Below are 15,318 nucleotides of genomic sequence, written 5' to 3'. Positions count from 1 at the left end.
CACTCTCACTATCCGGCCTGATCTTCCGATTTTCAGATCTGATTGCCGGCGCCATAATTGCCGCGATTGAAACACAGGATTCTCCATGCCGACGCGACGCGATTTTCTCATGCAGGGGGCGGCTATCGCCGCGGCGCTTGCCCTTCCAAAGCGGCTTTATGCCGCAACGTCAGAGTTCCAATCCCTGGACGCACGCACGGCCAGCGTTCAATTGGCGCCGGAAGACTATCCCAAGACCGAAATCTGGGGCTATGGCGGCGCGATGCCCGGCCCTCAAATGCGTCTTCAGCAGGGTGCGCGGCTGCAACGCCGCTTCATGAACGCACTGCCCCAGGCAAGCACGGTGCATTGGCACGGGGTTCGCATAGACAATGCGATGGATGGTGTTGCCGGGCTGACCCAGCCCGCGGTCGAGCCGGGGCAAAGCTTCGACTATGATTTTACCGTGCCGGATGCCGGAACCTACTGGTATCACGCGCATAACCGCTCGACCGAACAGGTGGCGCGCGGGCTCTATGGCGCGTTGATCGTCGAGGAATCCGAGCCGCCGGACCTGGATCGGGAAGAGACACTGATCCTTGATGACTGGCTGCTCGACCCCGAAATGGCGCAGATCGCCCCGGACTTCACCTCGCGCCATGACCGCGGCCATGCCGGGCGGCGCGGCAATTTCATCGCCACCAACGGCCGGCACGACCTTTCCCTGGAGGTGCGCCAACACGAACGTCTGCGCCTGCGCCTCGTCAACGCGGCCAACGCCAGGATTTTCGTGCTGTCGCTTCATGGCATGGAGGGCTGGACGGTTGCACTGGACGGCATGCCACTGCCCCGGCCCGAGCCGCTCGCTGAGGCGCTGATCCTCGGCCCCGGTCAGCGGGCCGATCTGATCGTCGACGTGACCGCCGCGCCCGAGGAAACCGCCCATCTCGTTCGCCTCGACGATCAGGAGGCGGCCTCGCAGGTGGCTTTCACCGTGACTGGAAAGGCCTCGACCACGCGCCGGGATGCACCGGACGCGCTGCCACCCAATCCGGGGATGGAGGTGATCGGCCTCGATGACGCCAGGACCGTGCGGCTCGACATGCAGGGCGGCGCAATGGGCACGCTCGACAGCGCGTTTCTGAATGGCGAGAAGAAAAGCTTTCGTGAGTTGGTGGACGCCAACCAGTTCTGGTCTTTCAACGGGACAATCGGCATGAACGATACCCCGCTTGTCGATGTCGCGAATGGGGAAACGGTCAAGCTGCAGATCTACAACGAAACGTCCTTTCCTCACGCGATGCATCTGCATGCGCTGCATTTCCGCGAGATCAGCGAGGATGGCGGCCTAGGGCCCTTGCGCGACACGATCCTGATGTTCGGCGGCCAGACCCGCACGATCGGTTTCGTGGCCGACAATCCCGGCGATTGGCTGTTTCATTGCCACATGCTCAGCCACGCGGCCTCGGGCATGATGACCTGGATGAAGGTGACATGATGCGACGCTCGCTTGTCCTCTTTCTACTCGTGGTCGGCGCGGCTAGCGTTGGCGCCTGGATGATGGCGGGTAGTGGCACATCCGGCACCGCGACGTTGCGGCAGACGGTCGATCTGGCCGAGGGCGAAAAACTCTACCAGGAGTATTGCGCCTCTTGCCACGGCGCCGATCTCGAGGGACAGGTCGGATGGCGCTCGGCCGGAGAGGATGGCATCCTGCCCGCACCCCCGCATGACGAAACCGGTCACACCTGGCATCATCCTGATAGTGTTCTGTTCGACTATACCAAGCTCGGCGGAAAGAAGACTCTCGCGAAGCAGGGTGTGGATTTCCAAAGCGGCATGCCCGGTTTCGGTGACGAGCTGACCGATGCGCAGATATGGAACATCCTCGCCTTCATCAAATCCACATGGCCCGACCGTCAGAGAGAGGTCCAGGCCGCCCGCAGCGAGGCAGAACAGCAGAAACGAGGAAACTGAAAATGATATCGCTTCGATTGGCAATGCTCGCCCTGAGTATCCTGTTGCCGTTTTCCGCATTTGCACAGGCCCTGAGCGAGGAACGCGTCAAGGAACTGGCCCTAGAAGCGATTCTAGAAAACCCCCAGATCATCATGGAAGCGGTGCAGCTTCTCGAACAGCAGGAAGCGACCGCGCAGGCAGAGGCCGCGGCGGACGTGCTCAAGGAACAACGCCAGCTCTTGGAAGAGGATCCGAACGCGCCGGTGCTGGGCAATCCTGATGGGGACGTCACTGTTGTGGAGTTTTTCGACTACAACTGTCCCTATTGCCGCAGGGCCATGTCGGAGGTTGAAGGTTTGATCGAGGCGGACACGAATGTGCGGCTCGTCTTTCGCGAATGGCCGATACTCGGTGACGGGTCCGTCTTCGCCGCGAAAGCAGCCCTGGCGGCACGCAATCAGGACAAGTATGAAGAATTCCACTGGGCGCTTATGGGCATGGAGGAACGTGCGCAAGAGGCGTCTGTCCTGCGGATCGCTGAAGAAATCGGCCTTGATGTGGACCAGCTGCGTTCGGACATGGAGGCGCCGGAGGTCCAGAGGCACATCGACGAATCGATGCGGCTGGCGCAGGCATTGGGCTTCAACGGCACACCGTCGTTCGTGATCGGAGACCACCTGCTTCCCGGTTTGGTCGAACAAGACCAACTGGAAGCCTTGGTTGATGAGGCCCGCGAAGGGGAACGAAACTAGTGCGATGATGGAGAACCGGCGCCGGAATTGTCCGGCGCCAATGGTCTTCAGGTCGTCGAGGCAGCCGTAACACCGAAACCGGCATTTCGGATGGCCTCCGTCAGGGCGTGCTCGTTCAGCACGCTATCAACCTCGACTTGCCGCGTACCCGTATCGCAGGTCACGGACGCTGTTGGGTCTATCGCCTTGATCGCCTTTTCGATCGTTGCGGTGCAATGGCCGCAACTCATATCCGAAACCTTGAAGCTACGCATATCTGTTTCCTCCAGTTCTCGGCATTAGATGCATGCCTCCCGCATGGGAAGGTCAAGGGCGAAAAAATGTCTCGGCGCCGTTGACCTTCCAGCGGGGGGAACCAATAGATATCTTGCAGGAGATGAAGGAGACGTTCATGCCGGAGTCAAGAGAGTTGCGTTTTTCTGTTCAGAACATGTCTTGCGCGTCCTGCGTCGGTCGGGTCGAGCGTGCGCTTTTAGCATTGCCCGGTATCGACGAAGTGAACGTGAACCTCGCCGCCGAAACGGCGCAGGTCCAGATCGACTCGGATGCTCGGATCCCCGAGGTGATCGGGGCGCTGGACAATGCCGGCTATCCCGCCCGCACTCAGACCGTGCGCCTGAACGTCTCGTCCATGTCCTGCGCCTCCTGCGTGGGACGGGTGGACAAGGCGCTGGCGGCGGTGCCGGGCGTGCTCGACGTGGACGTGAACCTCGCGTCGGAAACCGCGACCGTGACCTATGCCGAAGGCGCTGTCGATCCGGCTGACCTGTTGCAGGCCACCGAGGCGGCGGGCTACCCGGCCGAGTTGATCGAAGATGCTGCAGAGGATCGCGGCGCGCGCAAGGACGCCGAGGCTCATGCGCTCGCCCGCAGGACCGTTTTCGCGGCGGCACTGGCCCTGCCTGTCTTCCTGCTCGAGATGGGAGCGCATCTCGTGCCGGGCATGCACGAGATGATCGGGCGCACCATCGGCTATCAGGCCAGCTGGATGATCCAGTTCATGCTGACGACCGTCGTGCTGTTCTGGCCCGGACGCCATTTCTACACCAAGGGGTTTCCGGCCCTATTCAAAGGGGCGCCCGACATGAACAGCCTTGTCGCGGTGGGCACCGGGGCGGCCTATCTTTATTCGGTCACCGCGCTTTTCGCGCCCACCGTGCTGCCCGAGGCGGCGCGTGCCGTTTATTTCGAGGCCGCGGCGGTGATCGTCGTGCTAATCCTTCTGGGCCGCTGGATGGAAGCGCGCGCCAAGGGCCGCACGGGGGCCGCGATCCAGAAACTGCTGAGCCTTCAGGACCACACGGCCCGGGTTCTGGTGGACGGCGAGGCGCAGGACGTGGCGATCGAGCGCATCCGCGTCGGCGACATCCTCGTCGTCCGGCCGGGCGAGCGCATCGCGGTGGACGGTGAATTGACCCAAGGCAGCGCGAATGTCGACGAGAGCATGATCACCGGCGAGCCGGTGCCCGTGGCGAAGTCCGAGGGCGATCCCGTCACCGGCGGCACGGTGAACGGCAGCGGCAGCTTCCGCTACCGCGCGACCCGCGTGGGGGCGGACACGACGCTGGCGCAGATCATCCGCATGGTCGAGGAAGCTCAGGGCGCCAAGCTGCCGATCCAAGGCATGGTGGACCGGATCACGCTCTGGTTTGTACCGGCGGTTATGGCATTGGCCGCGCTGGCCGTGCTGATCTGGCTGCTGATCGGACCGGCGCCCGTGCTGTCCTACGCGCTCGTTGCAGGCGTTTCGGTGCTGATCATCGCCTGTCCTTGCGCGATGGGGCTGGCCACGCCCACCTCCATCATGGTTGGCACAGGACGCGCGGCCGAGATGGGTGTCCTCTTCCGCAAGGGCGACGCTTTGCAACAGCTGACTGGCGTGGACCTGGTCGCGCTCGACAAGACCGGAACCGTGACCGAGGGCCGCCCCGAACTGACCGACCTGGTGCTGGCCGAGGGGTTTGAGCGGGCCGAGGTCCTGGCGCTAGTCGCGGCTATCGAGGCGCAGTCCGAACATCCCATTGCCGAGGCAATCATGCGCGCGGCGCAGGCCGAGGGCGTGGCGCGTCACGAGGTCGAGGGGTTTGACTCGATCACCGGCTACGGCGTGCGCGCCAAGGTCGCGGGGCACGACGTGATTGTCGGCGCGGATCGCCTGATGACCCGCGAGGAACTGAGCATCGAGGCGCTGGCCGATACCGAGCGTCGGCTCGCGAAGCAGGGCCGGACGGCCCTTTTCGCGGCCGTTGATGGAAAGATCGCGGCGGTCATCGGCGTGGCCGACCCAGTGAAGCCCGATAGCGCCGCTGCCATCGAGGCGCTGCATGATCTCGGGCTGAAGGTCGCGATGATCACTGGCGACAAGCGCGAAACGGCCGAGGCCATCGCGCATGAGACCGGCATCGACGACTTGATTTCGGGAGTTCTGCCCGATGGCAAGGTCGCTGCGCTGGACGCGTTGCGGCGGGAGGGCCGGCAGATCGCCTTCGTCGGTGACGGGATCAACGACGCCCCGGCGCTGGCCCATGCCGATGTGGGCATCGCCATAGGCACCGGGACAGACGTGGCCATCGAATCCGCGGACGTCGTGCTGATGTCGGGCAACCTGCGCGGCGTCGTCAACGCCTTCGAGGTGTCGGCTCGCACCATGCGCAACATCCGGCAGAACCTGTTCTGGGCCTTCGGCTACAATGTCGCGCTGATCCCGGTCGCGGCGGGCGTGCTCTACCCAGCCTTCGGTCTGTTGCTCTCGCCGGTGCTGGCCGCCGGGGCGATGGCGCTCAGCTCAGTTTTTGTGCTGACTAACGCGTTGCGCTTGCGCCGGATCCGGCCGGCCATGGATGAAGCCAGCAGCTTGAAATCTGAAGGGGCGGATTCTCTGTCCCCTGCCCCTGTCGCTGCTCAATAAGGAGGATCATGCAATGAATATCGGAGATGCGGCCGACCTTTCCGGGCTGCCCGCCAAGACGATCCGCTACTACGAAGATATCGGACTGGTCAAGCCCTTGCGCAGTTCGAACGGTTATCGCACATTCCGTGAAAGTGACGCGCACAAGCTGGCGTTTTTAGGACGCGCCCGTGCGCTCGGTTTCACAATTGAAGATTGCCGTAATCTTCTTGCCCTCTACGAAGACGAAGAGCGTGCCAGCGCCGTGGTGAAGGAGATCGCCAAGCAACATCTTGAGCGAATCGACGGCAAGATCGCCGAGTTAAAGGAAATGCGAGCGACACTCGCGCATCTCGTCCAGGAGTGTGCCGGAGATCACCGCCCGGACTGCCCGATTCTAGCCGATCTGGCCATGAAACGGTGCGACGAGGACGACCGCCGCAAATCAACTTAGTCGGGTCCGAAGACGTGGTTTGGGCCATCCTTCTGGTTGTCGTTCTATTCGGGTCGAGCGGGCTGGTGCACGTCCGTGCGATGACCCTTGTGATGAACCAGGCGCGTGGGACGCCGTCCACGCAGTCCGCACGTCTCCTTTTTGCTCTTTATACGCTTGCGCTTGCCCACATCATTGAAGCCGGACTTTATGCCCTCGGCTTCAGTTTCGGTGAACTCATCGGTATCGGCGGTTTTGAACAGGAGAACGTCGACACGTTTATGGACGTTTTCTACTTTTCCCTAGTCAACTATTCGTCCCTCGGCCTCGGCGATATCTATCCCACGGACCATCTGCGTTTTCTGGCCGGTGCCGAGGCCCTGAATGGCTTTCTCCTAATTAGTTGCTCGGCCTCCACCATCTTTCTCGTGGTTACGAGAGGGAAGGACTAGAAGCGTCAGATGACTTAATGCCCGGAAAATCTGGAACCCTCCAGCGCTGGATGGTTGTTGTTGCTATGTCCGCGACGACAGTGAAAGCAGAAGGAGTACAACATGTCATATTGGAGATTTGCAGCCATGATTGCGACCTCCACGGTTGTAATGTTCGGACTTATGTATTTGAATACTTATCTGATTTCCCACATTTTTTGGTCCGAAACAAGGGCTTACATGGCATTGTTGATGGGTGCAACGATGGCTATCATCATGCTGGTCTTCATGCTATCGATGTATACCAGCAAGGCGATCAATGCGGCGATCTTCGCCGGCGCTGCCGTCGCATTCGCGGGATCTCTCTGGCTGGTGCGTGGGCAGGCCACAGTGGGGGACACCAGCTACATGCGCGCGATGATCCCGCACCATTCCATTGCGATAATGACATCCAGCCGCGCCAACATCTCTGATCCCCGTGTTCGAAAACTGGCGGACGAGATCATCTATGCGCAGGACAAGGAAATCGCTGAAATGCGCTATCTCATCAACGAGATGGAGGCATCGGGTGACGTATCCGAGCCTGAGAAACCTGTGAGCCCTCGCATCGTGAACCTCGACGAAGCCCTTTCTACCGCGAACATCGCCGTGCTCGATCCCGGTTTCCTGACCGAGGAGGAGATCGCTCAGCTTCTGCCCAATGGCGCGGCCTGCACCTTCAACTACACCACTGGCAGTCCGGCTTCTCTGGCACTTGGCGAAGTGAATGGTGAGGCCGTCGGGCTGGTCAAGCTGAGCGGCGACCTCGTGCGGATCGACCAAGGTGCGGCCGGGGAACTAGGCACCGAGGGTCTGGCGATCCTTCTCACCGCCGCCGAGGACGGAACGGCGCTTGACTCGGTGGGCAGCAAGCCGGTCGAGGCGACGATGACGCTGGAGCTCGACGCCGGTCTCTCCGCCGGCTACCGCGGCTTCTACAGCTGCGGGGGCTGACATGGACCAGCAGGCAACTCCGAGCACGGCGAAGCTCTATCGCATGGTGATGCCGGGTCATCTCTGTCCCTATGGCCTGAAGTCGAAGGATCTTCTTGAAAGGGAGGGGTATGAGGTCGAGGACCACCATCTCACCACCCGGGAGGACACCGATGCCTTCATGGAACAGCACAGCGTCGAGACCACGCCACAGACTTTCATCGACGGTGAGCGGATCGGTGGTTACGAGGCTTTGCGGGTGCACTTCGACAACGACAACACGGAAGGCGACGAAACCAGTTATCAACCAGTCATTGCGATTTTCTCAGTCGCGTTTTTCATAGCGCTCGGCCTCAGCTGGGCAAGCTTCGGTAGCATCTTCACGCTGCGCGCGGCGGAATGGTTCATCGCCATTTCCATGTGCTTTCTCGCCGTGCAGAAGCTGCAGGATGTCGAGAGCTTCTCTACAATGTTCCTGAATTACGATCTACTGGCTCGCCGCTGGGTCCGATACAGCTATCTCTATCCGTTTGGGGAAGCTTTCTCTGGTATCCTTATGGTTGCTGGCGCGCTCACTTGGCTTTCGGCGCCGGTTGCGCTGTTTATTGGAATGGTGGGAGCGATAAGCGTTTTTAAGGCGGTCTATGTCGATAAACGCGAGCTTAAATGTGCCTGTGTGGGCGGTGACAGCAATGCGCCACTGGGTTTCATCTCTCTGACTGAAAACCTGATGATGATGCTCATGGGCATCTGGATGCCAATTAAAGTGTTCGCGCTCGGATGGTAGTAGTGTTCGGGTGGCAACCGCGCCACCCGAACATCTAAGTGATTATTTCACCTGCGTGACAGTAAGCTTTCCCTCAACCCGGTCGGCAACGAACTCGATTTCCTGACCCTCCGCCATCTTGGCCATCATTGCTTCGTCAGCGCGGAACACCATGGTCATCGCGGGCATATCAAGGTTGACGAGAGGGCCGTGAATGATTGTGACTTTGCCGGCCTCCGCGTCGATTTTCTTGATGGTCCCGCTCGTGTACTCCACGTCAGCCTGAGCTATCTGGTCACCGACCGCGACCTCACGGTGCATGCCGGCTTCGTAGTGGCCCGGGATCAGGCATGCTGCTTCGAACGTACCGGAATTCGCGAAAGTCCAGACAACCTCACCCGACGCGCCCGCATCGAGACGGATACGGTTCGGATCGTCGTGTTCCATGTCCATCTTGGCCATTTCGATCTTGTGCTCGGCATTGCGCTCGACCGTGTCGAGTACGAACTCATGCTCCAACTCACCCTTGTTGGTGATGTTGAAGCGGATGGTTTCACCCTCCTTGATGGTCATCTCTTCGCTCTCGATCAGCATCTGGCCCTCATCGTTTTCGAGCAAAGTGACGTCGATTGTGCGATCCACCTTGGCGGGGTCACCTGGCATGCCGACCATCATTTCTGTCTGTTCGGTAGGCTGGTTTTCATCATGTCCACCGCCGTGCGTGCCTGTAGCATAGGCCTGTGTGGAAAGCGCGATCGCGAGGCTTGTTGTCAGAAGAAGGTTTTTCATTTCATTTTCCTGTAGGTTGGTTTGGTTAGAGATGACGAAGGGCTGCTCAGCCCTTCGAGGCTGGTTTCTGTGTGAGAATGGTCCTGGGGCTGTTGTTGGAGGCGAATTCAGGCAACTCGCCGGTCCATTCCTAGGCCATCTCGCCCGGGGGGTTCTCGTACCAGCCGGGATCGGAGTAATCGTCCGCGTCGATGCCGTCCCGCACCTTTACGACCGAAAACATGCCGCCCATCTCGATGGGGCCGTAAGGGCCCCAACCCGTCATCATCGGGATGGTATTGTCGGGCAGCGGCATTTCCATTTTCGCCATCTCGCCCATCCCGTTCGTACCCATAGGCATGTATTCCGGCTGGAACTGACGGATCTTCTGCGTCAGCGGCTTCTTGTTGACACCGATGAACGTCGGCACGTCATGGCCCATGGCGTTCATCGTGTGGTGTGACTTGTGACAGTGGATCGCCCAGTCACCCAGATGGTCCGCGACGAACTCATAGGCGCGCATCGCGCCCACGGGGATGTCGATGCTCACCTCTGGCCATTGCGCTTCAGGCGACACCCAGCCGCCATCCGTGCAGGTGACCTTAAAGTCATAGCCGTGCATGTGGATGGGATGGTTTGTCATCGTCAGGTTGCCGACGCGCACACGCACCCGGTCTCCCTTGTTGACTACCAGAGGATCGATGTCGGGGAAGATCCGGCTGTTCCAGGTCCACAAGTTAAAGTCGGTCATGGTCATGATGCGCGGCACGTAGGTGCCGGGATCAATGTCAAAGGCGTTGAGCATGATCAGGAAATCACGATCCACCGGCATGAACGTGGGGTCCTTGGGATGGACCACGAACATGCCCATCATCCCCATCGCCATCTGCACCATTTCATCGCCATGCGGGTGATACATGAAGGTGCCGGATTTGATCAGGTCAAACTCGTAGACGTAGGTCTTGCCCGCCGGGATGCCGGGATGGCTCAGTCCGCTGACCCCGTCCATGCCGGAAGGCAGGATCATCCCGTGCCAATGAATCGTCGTCGCCTCGGGGAGCTTGTTGGTGACGTAGATGCGGACCCGGTCACCTTCGACCGCTTCGATCGTTGGACCCGTGGACTGGCCGTTATAGCCCCACAAATGCGCGATCATTCCATCAGCGAGTTCGCGCTCGACCGGTTCGGCGACGAGGTGGAATTCCTTCACGCCGCCATTCATGCGGTGGGGCAGGGTCCAGCCGTTGAGCGTCACGACGGGATTGTAATCTGGCCCGGAAGAGGGCCGCGGAGTAATCGCCGTCGCGGCAGTGTCCATTTGGGCCGCTTCTGGCAAGCCCATGTTTGTGGTCTTGCCCCAAGCTTGAGAGGAGACGAGCGCCGCTCCTGCGGCGCCGGCCCCAAGTAATTGACGTCTATTGATCATGTCATATTCCTTTCAGTGCCCTGCGCCGCCACCGGCGGCAAGTGATACGCCCTCTCCATCGCCCATTCCGCCTGCGCCACCGCCGTATATGGCGGCAGTCAAGTTCGCTTGGGCCAAGTAGAAGTCACGCTTGGCATTGGCCGCCTCGAGCGAGGAACCAAGTTTTTCGCGCACATCCGTGAGCAATTCGAAGGTGTTGGTAATCATGCCGTTATAGGACAGCAGGCCTTCTTCCTCGATGGTCTTGCGCAGCGGCACAAGAACGTCGCGGTAGTGACGCGCAATCTTGTAAGATGCGTGATAAGCGGTCTCAGCAGAACGTGCTTCGGACCGCACATTGACCGCGCGCTCAGCCAGAACATTTGCCGCTTGAAGATACATCAGCTCGGCTTTGCGCATCCGCGCCTTGCCGGTGTCGTAAATCGGGATGGCGAACTCCAGCTCAATCTGCGGGGTAGTTTCAGTTTCAAGGTTACCGTCCTCTCTTTCCCGCTCTGCTTCGAAACCAGCGATGAGCTCGAGATCGGTCACAAGCCGCGTTTGATCGGTCAGCCCGAATGCAGCCGCCTGCGCTTCAAGCCCGAGTTTAGCGACCCGCAGGTCGAACCGGTTTCGAAGGGCTTTAGCTTCCAGGTTGGTGATTGGCCCAACCGACCTCGGGAGCGCTGGCAAAGCATCGGGCACGTAGTAATTCACTTCGGTGCCCCACAGCCCCATTAACCGCGTCAGATCTTCTTTGGCTTGGGTTGCATTCAGTCGGGCCTGTGCCAGCTGTCCAGCCAGCTCGGCATTGAACGCTTGTTCCCGCGCCTGACCGGCCTTGTTCAGCGCGCCGGTCTCGCCCAGCCGGGCCGCAAGTTCTGACCCGGCGTCGGAAGTGGCCTTGGCACGCTTGAGATACGTTACAGTTTCAAACGCAGCCACGGCGTTGATCCACGCCATTCGCGTCTGGTTGGCAAGCGCAAGCGTGTCATTCACCGCATTCATCTGTGCGGCCCGAAAATTCGCATCTGCCAGCAGAACACGTTGCTTCCGCGTTTGCGCGTCAAGGATGTTCGCTCGAAACAACCCTTCTATCGCCCGGTAAGCGCCCAATTCCGCAGCTCCGATGCCAAGCACTCCGATTGCAACGATCGGATTCTCCGGCGTTGATTCCTGCCAAGCCTCTGCAGCCGAAAGTCCGACATTGGCATAGGAGGCTTGCAGCCCCTTGTTGTTCAAGAGCGCGACCTGCACCGCCGTGTCTGCCGAGATCGTTCGTTGATGGACCATTGCGTGAACTTGTTTTTTCAATTCCGCGTTCTCGGCTTGGGTCTGCGCAAAAGCTGTTCTTTTGCCGATGGCCGCCGCGGTCTGGGTTGACACAATCGAAAACCCGGCTTTCTGGTCCGTGTAGGCATCTGGAACCGCCGTCGCGCATGCTGCCAGTGTCATTGGCAGACCAAGCGCAAGTAAAGGTCTCGTCAAAATCATCAGTTTGCCTCCGATTGCTCTTCGTTGACCTCGCGCCAGTCGCGCGGTCCAGTTGGGCCGCGAAACGTGTACCCGGCCAGGGGGTTTTTGTAAGACAAGGGGGATGAGACTGTACCATTGAACGTAGCCTCTTGGCTGGCAACGCTCGGAAGCGGCGTGGGCTCTGACGTGCATGCCCCAAGCACGAGCGCAGATGCGCCCAGAAGTATAGCAATTTTCATTAGTTTAGACCTGACTTATTGAGAAATTCGAGAACGCTTTGCAGGCGCACTCAGAAGATCCACATACCGGATCGGCGGCTAAGTCAGACTCGTGGTGGGCGTTGCGGGCTGTCCGGTTCGAACGATACGATCAGGCGGTCGACAGCCACGTGACGCGCGCTTGGCTCGTCGCGCGACCGGATCACGTTTCTTTCATCGAGAACAACCGAAAAGCAGAAGCCGTTGCAGCATTGAATCCCGTCATGTTCGTCATCCGCGTTTGCAACGTGTTCGCTTTCTCCGCAATGAGTTGCGGTGGAATGGCCGTGACCACTATCGTTTAATTCAGACATCGTTTCGGCGCTATGATCTGTGCCAACCGGCTCGCCATGTCCGCCCATCTGAGCATGTAGAGCAGACGACGGAACTGTAGCCAAAGCAAGCACACAGATGATACCAAGCATCATCTGACGCAATCTTGAAATGGTGAGAGCGATCCTCATAGTAAGTTAAATGTATCATGGAGAGCATTTTGTCAACGTTTCCATCCTTTGAAAACTGTGACCTGAGCCCCGACTCCCCTCCAACCATTTGGAGAATCCGCAGGTTACGGCAAGATCTATCGCTTCGGAGAGGCCTTCGCGGGTATCCTCATGGTCGCCGGAGCGCTCACCTGGCTTTCGGCACCCGTGGCCTTGTTCATCGGCACCGTAGGTGCGGTATCGGTATTCAAGGCGGTCTACATCGACAAGCGCGAGTTGAAATGCGCCTGCGTCGGCGGTGACAGCAACGTGCCGCTGGGGTTCGTCTCGCTCACCGAAAACGTCATGATGGTGGTGATGGGGATCTGGATGCCGATCCGGGTCTACCTGATCGGCTGACGGCCCCGCGACCTCTACAGGGGCGCGGCGTGTACGACCTATTTGAGTGGTGGAGATGATCCCCACTTACCAACCATCACGCCAAGAGCTGGTTCGAGGTTCGTCAGCCGATTGTCGCGAGAAAGGGAAACGTCCCCAGCAGCCAATAGGCAAACCGTGACAATTGCCCGGTCATGATGGCAACTCCCATGATGATCATGGCAATACCCGCGCCCTTGTAGAGCCAGCGGCCGGCCTTGCCGATCTGCCTTACCCGCGCGGCGATGGCGTCGGTGAAGAGCGCCGCCAGCAGGAAGGGCACCCCTAGACCAGCGGAATAGATCGACAGCAGCCAGATGCCGTCCGCCATGCCGCCGGAGGTCGAACTGAGTGTCAGGATCGCGCCGAGGATCGGTCCGATGCAAGGTGTCCAGCCAAAGGCGAAGGCCAGTCCCAGCACGTATGCCCCGAGCGGGCGACCGCCGGGAATGTCGAGATTGAAACGGGTATCGCGCGAGAACGCATTGAGACGAAAGACACCCAGCATGACCAGTCCGAACAGAATGATGATCGCGCCGCCGAGATAGTTCAGCTCGGTGCGCCATGTCAGCAGCAGGGATCCGAGCGCACTGGCCCCAGCCCCGAGTGCGACGAAGACTGTCGAAAAGCCCAAGACAAAGCAGGCGCTCAACCCGAGCGCCCCGGCGCGCGCCCGCAGGCCGACCGAACGCGTCGTGCGCAAATCCGGCTGGCCCGCAATATAGGAGACATAGCCCGGCACCAGCGGCAGGACGCAGGGCGACAGGAACGAAATGGCCCCCGCCAGAAAGGCCGCGAAAATGCCGATGCCGGAGATATCCGTCATTTTTCACGATCGGTGTTGAAGGGCCGCAGGGCCCACCAGAACGCGGTCAGCGGGATCACGATCCATTGCAGCACAGGTGACAGGCCCGCATCAAGGATCGGAATGATCGGCATCAGGTCCGAATAGGCCCAGGCCGCGCGGATCACAATGTTGAGCCATTCACTGAACAGCGTGTATCCCAGCCCGAATACCACCGTCAGGACAGTCACAGACCGCCGCGTGGAGGCAACCAGGGGCCAGCCCCGGCCCGACAGCATGAGCGCAAGCATCAGCGTGCTCATGGCGATCAGGATATCGCCACCCGTGCAATGGACGGCTGCGAAGACAATCTCCCCCCAAGTGCCCTCTTTCCAGATCGTGTAGAGCGGCATATGTGCGAACTCCCAGATCAGATTGGCCGGGATTATTACCGAAAAATACCGACGCAGAGCTGTCAGGGAGATTCCGTCTGTCGAGGACAGCCTGACGCCAGTCGCGACGACACTCATTGAAACACACCTGTCAGCCGGTCCCACCAGCTGGGCTCCCGGCGTCGATGTTGGTCGTTGTTGATCAACTCGCTGACGTAGAGGATCAGGTTCACGTTCTTGAAGTCCATGCCATGGAATTTTGCGGCGAACCGTCCGCCGATGTCCACGACATGGGTGACCGCTCCGTGCATCATCATGTCGCTGTCGGCAGTCATCGTGAACTCCATCCCATATTCCCGCGCGAGAAGGCGCGTTACGTCATCAGATTGATGAGGCTGCTTGGTCAAAATGACCCAGTTGCTCGTGTCGAGTCCATGCCGATCCGCGTAATCGCGCAGCAGGTCCGGCGTGTCATTCACCGGATCGGTCGTGATCGAGATGAACTGTACCAAATCTTTCATCGGCCCGTCGTTGATCGAGGCCTGAATGGCCCCGATCTTTTGGGAGTGGAGCGGGCAGATATCCGGGCAATTGGCGTAGATGAAGTGCAGGATGACCACCTTGTCGCCGAAGTCCGACAAGCGCACAGTATTCCCCTCGGAATCCCGCAACTCGAAATCCGGAGCCTGCGCTGCATCGATGGCTTGGAAGTAGGGTTCCATCTCGAACATACGTGCATCCAGGTTTTCACCCGGATGATTGGCGAAGGCCGGAGACGAAATCGTGGTCGCAAGTATCGCCAAGGCTGCGCGACGGGTCAGAAAACTGTTCAAGTGTCGCCTCTTTCAGTTTGAATGGGATTGGCTGTTTTCGCATCCTTACATTGTCCGCCGGACCCGCCCTTCATGCATAAACCGAGACCGCACATCGCAGCGCAGGGGGCCAGCGAGACCAGAACAGGCGCGAGCCCGATCGCGGTGAGCCATCCCCAGTTCAGCGCCATGCCACCCCCCATGACCGTTGCCGCACCGACGAAAAGCAATCGCCTGCGCGTCAACAACGGGGGCCTGTTGCCAGCACTGGAAATGCCTGAAGTGGCTGCGTCGCTGGACGGTATTACGTCGGTCATCCGAAAAATCCTTTCTATGTTAGTGAGATAGTCATTCCGGTAACTGGAAGGTCAAGGGTGAGGGAACG

Annotated in this window: 17 protein-coding genes and 1 pseudogene; 9 read left to right on the top strand and 9 right to left on the bottom strand. The window is 59.8% G+C overall.

Translation table 11 applies throughout. The annotated features are described in order from the left end of the window. Positions 1–85 precede the first annotated feature (85 nt). The 3 genes from PVV74_RS19490 to PVV74_RS19480 are packed head-to-tail and all read left to right on the top strand — an operon-like array spanning position 86 to position 2,690. Positions 86–1,477 (top strand): multicopper oxidase family protein, encoded by a 1,392-nt coding sequence (locus tag PVV74_RS19490; protein WP_103764611.1) that lies wholly within the window; start codon positions 86–88, stop codon positions 1,475–1,477. A gap of 59 nt (positions 1,478–1,536) precedes the next feature. Then, positions 1,537–1,956, top strand: coding sequence for a c-type cytochrome (locus tag PVV74_RS19485; protein WP_425442947.1), 420 nt, complete (start codon positions 1,537–1,539; stop codon positions 1,954–1,956). A 2-nt stretch (positions 1,957–1,958) separates the two neighbouring features. After that, complete coding sequence (locus tag PVV74_RS19480; RefSeq protein WP_103764613.1) at positions 1,959–2,690, top strand: DsbA family protein; 732 nt, start codon at positions 1,959–1,961, stop codon at positions 2,688–2,690. Positions 2,691–2,737: 47 nt separating this feature from the next. On the opposite strand, the gene PVV74_RS19475 is transcribed toward PVV74_RS19480, so the two are convergent. Next, positions 2,738–2,944, bottom strand: coding sequence for a heavy-metal-associated domain-containing protein (locus tag PVV74_RS19475; RefSeq protein ID WP_103764614.1), 207 nt, complete (start codon positions 2,942–2,944; stop codon positions 2,738–2,740). A 137-nt stretch (positions 2,945–3,081) separates the two neighbouring features. On the opposite strand from PVV74_RS19475, the gene PVV74_RS19470 reads away from it, so the two are divergent. From PVV74_RS19470 to PVV74_RS19450, 5 genes are all read left to right on the top strand, one after another. Continuing rightward, entirely contained in the window at positions 3,082–5,598 is a 2,517-nt protein-coding gene (locus tag PVV74_RS19470) for a heavy metal translocating P-type ATPase (RefSeq protein WP_274594365.1), read from the top strand. Between the two features lie 13 nt (positions 5,599–5,611). Next, complete coding sequence (gene cueR, locus PVV74_RS19465; RefSeq protein ID WP_103764615.1) at positions 5,612–6,031, top strand: Cu(I)-responsive transcriptional regulator; 420 nt, start codon at positions 5,612–5,614, stop codon at positions 6,029–6,031. Positions 6,032–6,123: 92 nt separating this feature from the next. After that, entirely contained in the window at positions 6,124–6,462 is a 339-nt protein-coding gene (locus PVV74_RS19460) for a potassium channel family protein (RefSeq protein ID WP_274594364.1), read from the top strand. A 102-nt stretch (positions 6,463–6,564) separates the two neighbouring features. After that, positions 6,565–7,434, top strand: a complete 870-nt coding sequence (locus PVV74_RS19455) for a DUF305 domain-containing protein (protein WP_103764617.1) — start codon at positions 6,565–6,567, stop codon at positions 7,432–7,434. Position 7,435: 1 nt separating this feature from the next. After that, positions 7,436–8,200, top strand: a complete 765-nt coding sequence (locus PVV74_RS19450; protein WP_103764618.1) for a MauE/DoxX family redox-associated membrane protein — start codon at positions 7,436–7,438, stop codon at positions 8,198–8,200. Between the two features lie 42 nt (positions 8,201–8,242). Here PVV74_RS19450 and PVV74_RS19445 read toward each other — a convergent pair whose 3' ends face one another. The 4 genes from PVV74_RS19445 to PVV74_RS19430 form a co-directional block, all read right to left on the bottom strand. Next, a complete protein-coding gene (locus PVV74_RS19445) occupies positions 8,243–8,968 on the bottom strand; it encodes a copper-binding protein (RefSeq protein WP_103764594.1) in 726 nt (241 codons plus the stop codon). Positions 8,969–9,098: 130 nt separating this feature from the next. Then, a complete protein-coding gene (locus PVV74_RS19440; RefSeq protein WP_274594363.1) occupies positions 9,099–10,373 on the bottom strand; it encodes a multicopper oxidase family protein in 1,275 nt (424 codons plus the stop codon). A 12-nt stretch (positions 10,374–10,385) separates the two neighbouring features. Continuing rightward, on the bottom strand, positions 10,386–11,846 hold the full coding sequence (locus PVV74_RS19435; protein WP_057796934.1) for a TolC family protein: 1,461 nt from the start codon (positions 11,844–11,846) through the stop codon (positions 10,386–10,388). Between the two features lie 304 nt (positions 11,847–12,150). Then, a complete protein-coding gene (locus PVV74_RS19430; RefSeq protein WP_146050075.1) occupies positions 12,151–12,513 on the bottom strand; it encodes a hypothetical protein in 363 nt (120 codons plus the stop codon). Positions 12,514–12,654: 141 nt separating this feature from the next. On the opposite strand from PVV74_RS19430, the pseudogene PVV74_RS19425 reads away from it, so the two are divergent. After that, a pseudogene (locus tag PVV74_RS19425) lies at positions 12,655–12,927 on the top strand (glutaredoxin); the annotation flags it as partial. Positions 12,928–13,030: 103 nt separating this feature from the next. Here PVV74_RS19425 and PVV74_RS19420 read toward each other — a convergent pair. The 4 genes from PVV74_RS19420 to PVV74_RS19405 are packed head-to-tail and all read right to left on the bottom strand — an operon-like array spanning position 13,031 to position 15,250. Beyond that, a complete protein-coding gene (locus tag PVV74_RS19420; RefSeq protein WP_103764475.1) occupies positions 13,031–13,771 on the bottom strand; it encodes a cytochrome c biogenesis CcdA family protein in 741 nt (246 codons plus the stop codon). Further along, positions 13,768–14,259 (bottom strand): hypothetical protein, encoded by a 492-nt coding sequence (locus PVV74_RS19415; protein WP_103764476.1) that lies wholly within the window; start codon positions 14,257–14,259, stop codon positions 13,768–13,770. The genes PVV74_RS19420 and PVV74_RS19415 overlap by 4 nt, the downstream gene beginning before the upstream one ends. After that, positions 14,256–14,954: an SCO family protein gene (locus PVV74_RS19410; protein WP_274594362.1), complete on the bottom strand. Its 699-nt coding sequence runs from the start codon at positions 14,952–14,954 to the stop codon at positions 14,256–14,258. The genes PVV74_RS19415 and PVV74_RS19410 overlap by 4 nt, the downstream gene beginning before the upstream one ends. Then, positions 14,951–15,250: a hypothetical protein gene (locus PVV74_RS19405; RefSeq protein WP_103764478.1), complete on the bottom strand. Its 300-nt coding sequence runs from the start codon at positions 15,248–15,250 to the stop codon at positions 14,951–14,953. Before PVV74_RS19405 ends, PVV74_RS19410 begins: the two co-directional genes overlap by 4 nt. Between the last annotated feature and the right edge of the window lie 68 nt (positions 15,251–15,318).

Origin of the sequence: Roseovarius sp. SK2, from assembly GCF_028807495.1 — a bacterium.
Lineage (GTDB): Bacteria > Pseudomonadota > Alphaproteobacteria > Rhodobacterales > Rhodobacteraceae > Roseovarius > Roseovarius confluentis.
Note: the sequence above shows the minus strand (reverse complement) of the source record. Positions and strands in the feature narration are given on the sequence as shown.

Coding starts and splice junctions, on each gene's coding strand:
- PVV74_RS19455 (WP_103764617.1), top strand. CDS start 6,565: ATGTCATATTGGAGATTTGCAGCCATGATTGCGACCTCCACGGTTGTA.
- PVV74_RS19415 (WP_103764476.1), bottom strand. CDS start 14,259: ATGAGTGTCGTCGCGACTGGCGTCAGGCTGTCCTCGACAGACGGAATC.
- PVV74_RS19420 (WP_103764475.1), bottom strand. CDS start 13,771: ATGACGGATATCTCCGGCATCGGCATTTTCGCGGCCTTTCTGGCGGGG.
- PVV74_RS19435 (WP_057796934.1), bottom strand. CDS start 11,846: ATGATTTTGACGAGACCTTTACTTGCGCTTGGTCTGCCAATGACACTG.
- PVV74_RS19470 (WP_274594365.1), top strand. CDS start 3,082: ATGCCGGAGTCAAGAGAGTTGCGTTTTTCTGTTCAGAACATGTCTTGC.
- PVV74_RS19445 (WP_103764594.1), bottom strand. CDS start 8,968: ATGAAAAACCTTCTTCTGACAACAAGCCTCGCGATCGCGCTTTCCACA.
- PVV74_RS19490 (WP_103764611.1), top strand. CDS start 86: ATGCCGACGCGACGCGATTTTCTCATGCAGGGGGCGGCTATCGCCGCG.
- PVV74_RS19440 (WP_274594363.1), bottom strand. CDS start 10,373: ATGATCAATAGACGTCAATTACTTGGGGCCGGCGCCGCAGGAGCGGCG.
- PVV74_RS19450 (WP_103764618.1), top strand. CDS start 7,436: ATGGACCAGCAGGCAACTCCGAGCACGGCGAAGCTCTATCGCATGGTG.
- PVV74_RS19475 (WP_103764614.1), bottom strand. CDS start 2,944: ATGCGTAGCTTCAAGGTTTCGGATATGAGTTGCGGCCATTGCACCGCA.
- PVV74_RS19430 (WP_146050075.1), bottom strand. CDS start 12,513: ATGATGCTTGGTATCATCTGTGTGCTTGCTTTGGCTACAGTTCCGTCG.
- cueR (WP_103764615.1), top strand. CDS start 5,612: ATGAATATCGGAGATGCGGCCGACCTTTCCGGGCTGCCCGCCAAGACG.
- PVV74_RS19485 (WP_425442947.1), top strand. CDS start 1,537: ATGATGGCGGGTAGTGGCACATCCGGCACCGCGACGTTGCGGCAGACG.
- PVV74_RS19460 (WP_274594364.1), top strand. CDS start 6,124: ATGAACCAGGCGCGTGGGACGCCGTCCACGCAGTCCGCACGTCTCCTT.
- PVV74_RS19405 (WP_103764478.1), bottom strand. CDS start 15,250: ATGACCGACGTAATACCGTCCAGCGACGCAGCCACTTCAGGCATTTCC.
- PVV74_RS19480 (WP_103764613.1), top strand. CDS start 1,959: ATGATATCGCTTCGATTGGCAATGCTCGCCCTGAGTATCCTGTTGCCG.